Source organism: Aeromonas sp. HMWF015, from assembly GCF_963878965.1.
Taxonomy (GTDB): domain Bacteria; phylum Pseudomonadota; class Gammaproteobacteria; order Enterobacterales; family Aeromonadaceae; genus Aeromonas; species Aeromonas veronii.
This window is the reverse complement of sequence record NZ_CAWNZT010000380.1, coordinates 1-9,461: the sequence shown is the minus strand read 5'-3', so window position 1 is coordinate 9,461 and position 9,461 is coordinate 1. Positions and strand designations below refer to the sequence as shown.

Here is a 9,461-nt window from a genome sequence, read left to right as displayed (position 1 = left end):
AGTACTACTCTCCCGAGTCTGCGAAGCAATGGGTTGACTGGTTGGTGGCCGACCTCAATGAGGCCATGAAGCTGCGTGATCAAGTTGATGCGACGCGTAACATTGCTTATCTCAAAGCACAGCTTGAGAAAACCCCGGTCGCAGATATGCAGAAGGTGTTTTATCAACTGATAGAGGATCAGACCAAAACCTTGATGTTGACTGAAGTGAATCAAGAGTACGTTTTTAAAACCCTTGATCCTGCCGTGGTTGCCGAGGAAAAGGCAAAACCCAAACGTGCGTTGATTGTAGTATTGGGGACACTGCTTGGCGGAATGCTAGGCGTTATGATTGTACTGGTTCGCCATGGAATCGGTCGTTCACCTCATCATTGATGAGAGGGCTCATCTGAGCGACTCACACTGGCTAATTGCTCTGTTTCAAGATATCCTGTTAGTACTTTAAGTCATGTTTAAATAAGGAAATTTGTAATGAAAAAATCAGCGTTGACTCTGGCTGCTATGTTGGTTCTCTCTTCAAATGCATTTGCAGCTGAAGAAGTTGCAGGTACTGCGGCTGGTTCCACTGGCGTAGCAGGTACTGCCGCTGTAGGTACTACCACTCTGGTTGCTGTGGGCGTTGGTGCAGCGGCTCTGGCTGCTGTTGTTGTTGCTAATGCCAATGACGACTCCACCAGTACCAGCACTAACACAACAACTGCTACTAAATAAGTTGTTTGATATTGTAATAAGGCTGCCACATTGGCAGCCTTATTTTTGTCGCTTTGCAATTATTTTCCCATTCCACTGAGTAACCCATCTATGTTTTCTCTTCGTTTGTTTATGTCTTTGGGGTTATTACTCTTGAGTGGCTGTTCCGCCACCAGTTCAGATACCTATGCAACTCTCCGCTATGCCCTTTTGGGAATGGATGATGTGGAGGTTACGTCTGAAAAAATACGTGAATTACCTTATGCGAGCGCCTATCTGCGAGTAGGTGATAATCCACAGGCATTGGTTGTGCTTGCGTTTGCAGATCCTGATGGTTCATTGAGCTGGGTGAGCTCTGATAATAAGCTTTTTGTTACCAAATCAGGTCGGCTACACAAGACGGTGGGTTTGGAAAATGATCTCTATTTAGTGGCATCATCTTGGCCTGATCCATTGAAAAAAATGGTAAATGTACCCGATATATCTTTGAACCTGGATGCTATGTCTTGGCAGTATACTGCCGAATGGGAAAAGGATTATCTGAGTGGATATGACATGCGGGCTAAGTTTATATCTGCTGTTCCAGAAAAGTTGTTAATCCTTGATAAAACACATGATGTTATGTTGATTGATGAGTTGGTCAGTGTTGGACATGACCAGAACTCTTGGCATAACTACTATTGGTTTGAGCCTAGTACGAGCAGAGTATTAAAAAGCCAGCAGCAATTGGGGCCGGAATTACCGGTGATTGAAATGACAATATTAAAGCCGTACGCATTATGAAAAGATACCTGACGATCGGTCTCATACCATTTTTTGCTTTGGCTCAAGCTGATGTAAACGTGATTTTTGAGCGTCATGCTACAGCGAAGATTGAGTTGCATGATGGTGCCAGACTTGCAGACCTGTTATTTAATGTTCAATTACCAGATGATATCTATTGGCGTACTGCACAAATTGCGAATGAAAAGACCATAGCGGAATTTCAGATGACTAAAGAGCAATTGCTCAAGGATATTAAAGCACTTCAAGTACTTTGGATGCGAGCAGGTGACAAAGGTTCATTGATCCAGTCAACGCAACAGTTACTACAAGAGCTGGACAAAGTTCCTGTCAGTGGCCGTTTGTCAATCGCATTAGATCCTGCCAAGTCCAGAATTGACCCGCATGGTAATCCACTATTAAAAGGGCAGTACACCCTTTTCCTTGCTTCAAGGCCCGATTTTATCTACTTCGTGGGACTGATTAACGGTCGCAGTAAACAGCCACTTCAGCCTGGTGCCAGTTTGGCAAGCTATTGGCAGGATTACCGCTTGTTGGCTGGCGCTGCGCAGTATGAAGCATTTCTGATCCAGCCTGACGGTTCTATCAGCCAGGTTCCTGTTGCGAATTGGAACAAACTGCATCGTGAACCTATGGCGGGTGCTACGCTCTTTGTCGGTTTTGATCCCCAAATCCTTCCAGAGCAATATAAAGATATCAATATTCGTATTGCCAGTCTGCTTGCTAATCGAGTACCAGAATAATGCTGCCTAAATTGAAATATATTGCGATCTTTGTTTCAGGAGCTGTTTGTTCTGCAGAGTCTGTTATTGATCCTTATGGTCCTTCACAAGGTGATTTCGGTGGTGTGGGTCTGCTTCAAATGCCTACCGCACGAATGGCTAAAACAGGTGAGTTCAGTGCCAACTATGTTGATAATGACCAATATCGTCGATGGTCTATCTCTGCGCAGCCATTCGACTGGTTTGAAGCAACACTGAGATATACTGATGTAAGAACAAAAAAGTACAGTCCCTACGAAGATTTTAGTGGTGATCAAACCTACAAAGACAAAGGGATGGATTTCAAGTTTCGTCTTTGGCAAGAATCTAACTATCTGCCACAGGTTTCAGTTGGCTTTAGAGATCTAATGGGGACCGGTCTCTTTGATAGTGAATTTGTGACGGCCAGCAAGCGGTATGGACCATTTGATTTTACTATCGGTATCGGCTGGGGAAATATGGCCGAAAGTGGTAATGTTAAAAACCCATTTTGTGAGTATAAAGATAGCTGGTGTCAAAGAAATAATAGCTTCTCTGGTAATGGTGGTAAGTTTGAGTTTGATAGCCTGTTTCATGGGCCAGCAGCACTCTTTGGCGGTGTTGAGTATCAAACACCATGGCAGCCACTCAGGTTGAAGCTGGAATATGATGGCAATGATTATAGCAAGGAGTTCGCTGGCCATATTTATCAAGATTCACCTTGGAATGTCGGGGCTGTGTACCGAGTTTTCGAGAATATGGATAGCCATCTAAGCTGGCAGAGAGGAAACACCTTGATGTGGGGGGTGACTTTTCGGACTAACTTTAATGATATGAAACCCGCTCATATTGATCAGCCGAGACCCATTTATCAGCCTGACCAAGTTCCAGCCACTATGACTGATGTGAAGTGGAAGGCGCTAACTGACGATTTGAAAGAGAATGCTGGTTGGCAGGATACAGAATTTTACACAACCACCAATTCTGTGACTGTCATCGGCACGCAGAGCAAGTATCGCGATCAGAATGAGGCGATGAAGAGAACCTCTTTGTTAGCCGCAAATTATTTGCCGGGTACGGTCGATGAGCTGAATGTTGTTGAACGTAAGGCGAACTTCCAGTTGCAAGAAACCCGCATCGATCTCCCATCTGTTCGTCGTGCCAATGTGGTACAGGTGTTGGGAGAAGAACAACATGAAAAATCGATGGTTCAGGCTGCAGGAAAAATTCAGGGAGAATCTATCTACTCATCTGAGCGCAAGTCATTTTCATACTCTTTTGACCCAGACCTAACGCAATCATTTGGTGGTGCTGAGTCTTTCTATATGTATCAGTTAGGCATTAATGCAAATGCTGATTGGCGTATAAATAAAAACAACAGTTTGCAAAGTACGCTGTTTGTTAATCTGGTTAATAACTACGATGAGTTCAATTATAAAGCTCCTCCTCCAGATGGCGCTGCCTTACCACGGGTTCGGACGTGGATTCGTGAGTATGTCGATTCTTCTAATGTATTACTCAACAACTTGCAGTTAACCCATATGCAACCACTTGCTCAAGATTGGTACGGGCAAGCTTATGGGGGATATCTGGAGATGATGTATGCCGGTGTTGGCAGTGAGGTACTCTATCGTCCATATGGCAAAACTTGGGCCATTGGCGTTGATGCCAACTGGGTAAAACAACGAGACTGGCACAACACCCTGAAAATGGCTGATTACGATGTAATGACAGGACATGTTACTGCGTATTGGCAGTTACCATTCATGAGTAATGTCACCGCTAAAGTCTCCGTAGGTCAGTATTTGGCTGGTGATAAAGGCGCTACATTCGACTTCTCAAAACGGTTTGATTCGGGTGTTGTCTTGGGGGGGTATGCAACATTTACCAATGTTTCTGCAGACGAGTATGGTGAAGGTAGCTTTACCAAAGGAATTTATGTCACGATACCGTTTGATTTGATGTTGCTCAAGCCAACAACCGCGAAAGGAAGCATTGGATGGGTTCCTTTGACACGGGATGGAGGCCAGATGTTGAGCCGCAAGAATGGTCTTTACGGCTTGACAGAGCTATAGTAATCAAAAGTTGCATAGAGCCTATCTTTTTTCATCAAACAGGGCGAGCAGTTGTAAACTGCTCGCCCTTTTATTACCTACCCAAGAGATATGGCAATCTGCAGAATTATGCTAGGAATGCATGATGATTAAATACTTACGTGTTTTGTTTGGCATACTTTGTATCGCTTATTGGTTGTTGGGCATGCATTTTTTTATGCATAACCCTGGAGGTGCAGGGCTGTATCTGCCCTTTAACGCATGGGGATGGGTGTTTGCCTCGTTGGCTATTGGATTGGGATTGTGGCAGGTGACGTTACGTCAGCGCTTGCTCTTCTCTCCATTACAAGCAGGTTTATGGATAGGGGCTCTCTTGCTACTGCTCCCGATGCTCTATCCTGGTTTTGCACTCAAGGATTATGCTATTCCCAGATTGCTTGGTCTTTTTGCTGGTCTGCTGTTTTTGTTTGGACTCTATCAATGGTGCTTTAATAAGGCGCAGCGTGATCGCTTGCTCTATCTCATCCTGATTGCGATCGCGATGGAGGTAGTGCTGGGTCTGGTGCAGTTCTACCTGTTGACGCCAGGTAACTGGATTGGCTATGACACCAAAGCCAATCGCCCTTACGGGATCTTTCAACAGCCAAACGTGATGGCGACGTTTATGGCAACTGGCCTTGCCCTTGCTATCTGGCTGGAATTACGTCGAGAGGGTGGTCGATTGCTGATGGCGTTGCGCTATGGCGTCATTCTATCTGCGGCACTGCTGCTCGTTGTTTTGCAATCCCGAGTGGGGCAGTTAGGCGGCCTGCTAGCCCTGTTCTTACTGATGCCTCAGCTTTATCGACAGCGGCTGCTATGGCGGATATTGGGTCTGGTTATTTTGGCTGTAGCGATTGGCCTGCTATCACAATATTGGCTGGCTGGAGCAAAACGAGGATTAGAGATCTATCAGTCCGGTGGTATGCGCTCTATTTACTGGCCTTATGCGGTAAAACTGATTGCACAGGCTCCTTGGAGTGGATGGGGATACGGCAGTTTTGAATCTGTTTTTCTCCATCACTACATGGCTGATAAAGCACTGAATCCGTCCATGGTGCAGATTGAGTACAATCTTGACCACCCCCACAACGAGTTTCTCTATTGGGCTGTTGAGGGCGGTATTGCACCCATGGTCGGCATGGTGATCATGGGGGGCGCATTATTATGGCGTCTGGCGAGTGTGCGCTGGGTACATGCCATGGGGCTGCTTGCCTTGGTTACCCCAATATTGCTTCATACCCAGACGGAATACCCTCTCTACCATGCGATCGTGTTATGGTTGCTGTTGCTGACGCTGATTTATATCATCGATACCGAAATTGAGGAGACCAACCTGGCGAGTCAGGGTTTCTCATCATGGTGGGATATGGAGTGCCGCCCATGGCTGTTACTGCGATTTATGGCGATCGCTATCCCGCTGCTGGTCGTTCCCTTTATGCTCACAGCAATTCACACCACATGGGTAGTCACCAAATATGAACGGGGTGGGTATAAAGAGCCGACCTTGCTACTTGATATCGTCAATCCCATGGCTTGGTTGACCCGAGTCGAGTTTGATGTGAACTCAGTTCGTCTGATGGTGGGCTTGCAGACAAATAACAAGACCGAACTGGAAGCTTATCTGGAGTGGGGGCAGGCATTCGTACGCCATACACCGCGTGCCAACATATACGCCAATATGGTGATCGCGCTTAATGCATTGGGTCGTACAGAGGAAGCCAATGTGATGCGAGCTGAAGCACTTAAGCTCTATCCAACCGAGCCCCTTTTAACTGGGTCTGCTTCACAGGCAGTGATTACCGGTGTTGACCAATCAGGCAAGAATATAACCAAAGATAAATAGTGCTATTTGGATACATAGAAAGCCAGCCCTTCAAAACGGCTGGCTTTTTTGTTTTTTCCCTTCTGGACAACCAGTATCTGAACAGTCTGTTTTCGGACGCATGCGTCTGTCAAACGGGCTATGAAAGGCATATTTGAAATGTCATGTGGCGATTCCAACCAGTTGATTAATATGTGATTTTGTCGATGGCGTTGAAGGGGTTGATAGTCAATTTGGAGTATCCCCTTCATCATCGGGTGAAGGGACAGGTTCTAGACGTGTTCATTGCTAAACAGATAGGCATAGTCTTGTCACATGATGTTGAACGTATGGTAGAAATGTTCGCTCAGGCTTATAAAGCAGGTTACCGAGTTAGTTTTGTTGGATGCTGAACTGGAAATTAATGAGTCTTGAAATACCGATGTTTCTTGAACACAAGATGGTAATCACCTCTCTACCCAGAAGATCTGCATTCCAGCCAGTTTGTTATTGATAGTGGCAAGCATTCGATCTTGATGGTGAAATTTAAGAAAAAAAGAACGTTAATATAGAAAAACTGTATGTTCTCGCGAATTGTCCATGCTATTCTGAAACGGTATCCCTGTAACCGACTTTTTTGTGAGGAAATAATGAACGAGTTTCTGAAAGTTCTGCTGAACATTCGCAGTCTGCGTGCGGCTATTCGTGAGCTGCCGTTTGAGCAACTGCTGGAAGCTAAAGAGAAGTTTGACCTGGTTTACCAAGAGCGCGCCGATTCTGTTGAACAGGAGCGTGCTGAACAGGAAGAGCGTCAGCGCAAGCTGAATGAATTCACCGAAATGCTGCAGCAGGCTGGTATTGATCCTCGCGAGCTGCTGGCGACTGCCGCTGCTCCGGCTGCTGCGACTGGCGCTGCCAAGAGCAAGCGTGCTCCGCGTCCGGCTAAATACAAGTACGAAGAAGATGGCCAGGAAAAAACCTGGACCGGTCAAGGCCGTATGCCGAAAGCCATTGCTGCTCAAGTAGCACTGGGTAAAGACCTGAACGATTTCCTGATCTAATTCGTCAGGTTCAGAGATTGAATAATGCCGCCTTTGAGCGGCATTATTTTTGCCGTTTTACTCGTGGTTATCCAATCTGCCCCTTCGCCCCATTGTTATCTACATCCTCGCTTGTATCCTTTTTACCGTTGTTTCACTTCAATATTACTTTGCTCAATATCACTCATTGTTTGCGATTAATTTTGTCGTGCAGAATTAACTGCGTGATATCGCTTTTTGTATGCATCGTGCAGATATGCGCTTCGGATATGTCTCTCACGATTCACGGGGCGCCGCTCGGCGAGAGTCGAGCTCTCAGCTGATGGAATATCCGGTAACCGTTATCTCCGATCAGGGGGCGTGAGGTATAGAGAGAGCCGCAAGGTATGGCCGGGATATTCAGGGTCGCCGATGCATGTAATTGGCTGCGCTGCCATGACTGCCCCTGATAATGGGTAATGAAGTTCGGCTGCAGTGTGGGAGAGGAAATTCTGTATGGTCTATGGCGATGGTATTCCCCACTCTACAGGCAGAGTGGGGAATATTGGGGGGAGGCGCTATCGGGGCGTCACACTATCGCTGCCACCCAGCGCACGATAAATTTTGGCGGTGGTGGTGAGCTGCTCTTTTTGCTGGGCCAGCAGGCTCTGCTGGGCATCCCACAGCCGGTTCTGCTCATCGAGCCAGGCTTGCACGCCGGTCGCACCCGCCTGGAAGCGAGCCTTGGCCAGTCGTTCGGCCTCCCGGGCATAACTCAGCTGCTTCTGCAGATAATCGAGTCGCTGCTGGCCGTAGTGGCGGGCGGCCAGATTGTCTTCCACCTCCACCAGTGCGGTGTAGAGCTGTTTGCGAAACTCGGTTTCAGCAATCTGGTAATCCAGCGCTGAGCTTTCGATGGCGAGCTGGGTGCGGTTGTATTCAAGGAAGGGGAGGGCGAGGCTGGCCCCCAGCGTGCCAACCGGATTTTGCAGTACCTGCGCCAATCTATCGGATGCGGTGCTGGCGCTGCCGGTTAGGGTCAGGCTGGGGTAGAAGTTGGTGCGGATCTCGTCCCCTCTTGCCAGCGTCTTGCGCAGCCGCAATTCGGCCGCTTTGACATCGGGGCGGCGAGCCAGCACATCGGCCGGAATACCCACCGCAAGTTCAGGAATGGTCTGGGTTGCAAGGGAAGCGGGTGCATACTCCAGTGGCCCGCTGCTGCGACCCAGCAGCAGACGCAGGGCATTGCGAACCTGCTCCTGCTGCGCCTTGAGGGAGGCCAGCTCAGCCTGTTTTCCTGCCAACAGTTGGCGTGCCTGCGCCAGATCGAGCCGGGTAATGGCGCCAGCCTGGTATTTGGTCTGGGTCAGCTGCTCGGTTCGGGACAGGTTGGCCAACTGCTGTTCCCCAAGGGTGATGGCAGAGCCGAGATAGCCGAGCTGCCAATACTGCTCCAGAGTATTGCCGATCAGCAGGAGTCGGGTGCTGGCGAGATCCTGCTCGCTTGCTGCCGCTTCCCAGCTTGCCTGATCCCGCACCGAGGCAAGCTTGCCCCACAAATCCACTTCGTAACTGAGGCTCAGCGAGGGGCCCAGACTGTTGGTGCCTTTGCCGGTTTTCAGATCCTTGTTGCCACTGGCTGCGATAGTGCCATTGACCGAGGGGGTGAGGTTGGTATCGGCCTGCTCGGCGCCAAGTCTGGCGCTTTTGAGCTTGAGGGCCGCAACATGCATGTCCGGGTTGGCGGCCAGTACCGCGTCGACCAGATTGTCGAGCTGGGGATCATGAAATTCCCGCCACCAGGGGCTGGCTTGCGCAGCCAGTTGGGCGCCCTCTGCTTGTTGCCATGTGGGGGCGATCGCCAGCTCGGGTCTTTGATAGGTGCTGTGCTGACTACAGCCGCTGAGGGCCATGCAGAGAGCCAGCCAGGAGAGTTTGTGCATTGTTATTCCCTCGCCAGTGCGACAACAGGGTCGAGCCGCGCCGCATTGCGTGCCGGCAGATAACCAAACAGGATCCCGATGAGTGACGAGCAGCCAAAGGCCATCAGGATGGAGAAGAGCGAGAACTGCATCTTGATGGAGTCCACCAACAGTGAAAAGAGCGCGCCAATGCCTAGCGAGAGGCCAACGCCAAATATCCCCCCCAGCAGGCTCACCATCACAGCCTCAATCAGGAATTGCTGCAGGATATCCGACTGGCGGGCGCCCACGGCCATGCGAATACCGATCTCGCGGGTGCGCTCCACAACCGACACCAGCATGATGTTCATCACGCCCACCCCGCCGACGATCAGCGAGATCACTGCGATGGCCGAGACCATCAGGGTCATG

General features: G+C 48.9%; 9 protein-coding genes. 7 read left to right on the top strand and 2 right to left on the bottom strand.

Going from position 1 to position 9,461, the window contains the following annotated elements; translation table 11 throughout:
- The 7 genes from AACS18_RS19755 to AACS18_RS19725 form a co-directional block, all read left to right on the top strand.
- A partial coding sequence (locus tag AACS18_RS19755; RefSeq protein WP_308810802.1) for a GNVR domain-containing protein occupies positions 1-374 on the top strand: 374 nt, incomplete at its 5' end.
- Positions 375-470: 96 nt separating this feature from the next.
- Positions 471-710 carry a hypothetical protein gene (locus AACS18_RS19750; RefSeq protein ID WP_108613095.1) on the top strand — a complete coding sequence of 80 codons (240 nt, stop codon included), beginning with the start codon at positions 471-473 and terminating at the stop codon, positions 708-710.
- A 30-nt stretch (positions 711-740) separates the two neighbouring features.
- Positions 741-1,472 carry a YjbF family lipoprotein gene (locus tag AACS18_RS19745; protein ID WP_146184800.1) on the top strand — a complete coding sequence of 244 codons (732 nt, stop codon included), beginning with the start codon at positions 741-743 and terminating at the stop codon, positions 1,470-1,472.
- Positions 1,469-2,215 (top strand): capsule biosynthesis GfcC family protein, encoded by a 747-nt coding sequence (locus AACS18_RS19740; protein ID WP_042657814.1) that lies wholly within the window; start codon positions 1,469-1,471, stop codon positions 2,213-2,215. The genes AACS18_RS19745 and AACS18_RS19740 overlap by 4 nt, the downstream gene beginning before the upstream one ends.
- A complete protein-coding gene (locus tag AACS18_RS19735) occupies positions 2,215-4,287 on the top strand; it encodes a YjbH domain-containing protein (protein ID WP_108613093.1) in 2,073 nt (690 codons plus the stop codon). Before AACS18_RS19740 ends, AACS18_RS19735 begins: the two co-directional genes overlap by 1 nt.
- Positions 4,288-4,411: 124 nt before the next feature.
- The gene (locus tag AACS18_RS19730; RefSeq protein WP_108613092.1) at positions 4,412-6,151 is read left to right on the top strand and encodes a PglL family O-oligosaccharyltransferase; all 1,740 of its coding nucleotides are present in this window, start codon (positions 4,412-4,414) and stop codon (positions 6,149-6,151) included.
- 608 nt (positions 6,152-6,759) lie between these two features.
- Positions 6,760-7,170 carry an H-NS family histone-like protein gene (locus AACS18_RS19725; protein WP_005344269.1) on the top strand — a complete coding sequence of 137 codons (411 nt, stop codon included), beginning with the start codon at positions 6,760-6,762 and terminating at the stop codon, positions 7,168-7,170.
- 536 nt (positions 7,171-7,706) lie between these two features.
- Here AACS18_RS19725 and AACS18_RS19720 read toward each other — a convergent pair.
- Positions 7,707-9,071, bottom strand: coding sequence for an efflux transporter outer membrane subunit (locus AACS18_RS19720; RefSeq protein WP_108613090.1), 1,365 nt, complete (start codon positions 9,069-9,071; stop codon positions 7,707-7,709).
- A 2-nt stretch (positions 9,072-9,073) separates the two neighbouring features.
- A partial coding sequence (locus tag AACS18_RS19715; RefSeq protein WP_146184799.1) for an FtsX-like permease family protein occupies positions 9,074-9,461 on the bottom strand: 388 nt, incomplete at its 5' end.

What these genes read in the sequence shown, in the direction of transcription:
- AACS18_RS19750 (WP_108613095.1), top strand. Translation starts at nt 471, where the DNA reads ATGAAAAAATCAGCGTTGACTCTGGCTGCTATGTTGGTTCTCTCTTCA.
- AACS18_RS19740 (WP_042657814.1), top strand. Translation starts at nt 1,469, where the DNA reads ATGAAAAGATACCTGACGATCGGTCTCATACCATTTTTTGCTTTGGCT.
- AACS18_RS19735 (WP_108613093.1), top strand. Translation starts at nt 2,215, where the DNA reads ATGCTGCCTAAATTGAAATATATTGCGATCTTTGTTTCAGGAGCTGTT.
- AACS18_RS19730 (WP_108613092.1), top strand. Translation starts at nt 4,412, where the DNA reads ATGATTAAATACTTACGTGTTTTGTTTGGCATACTTTGTATCGCTTAT.
- AACS18_RS19725 (WP_005344269.1), top strand. Translation starts at nt 6,760, where the DNA reads ATGAACGAGTTTCTGAAAGTTCTGCTGAACATTCGCAGTCTGCGTGCG.
- AACS18_RS19720 (WP_108613090.1), bottom strand. Translation starts at nt 9,071, where the DNA reads ATGCACAAACTCTCCTGGCTGGCTCTCTGCATGGCCCTCAGCGGCTGT.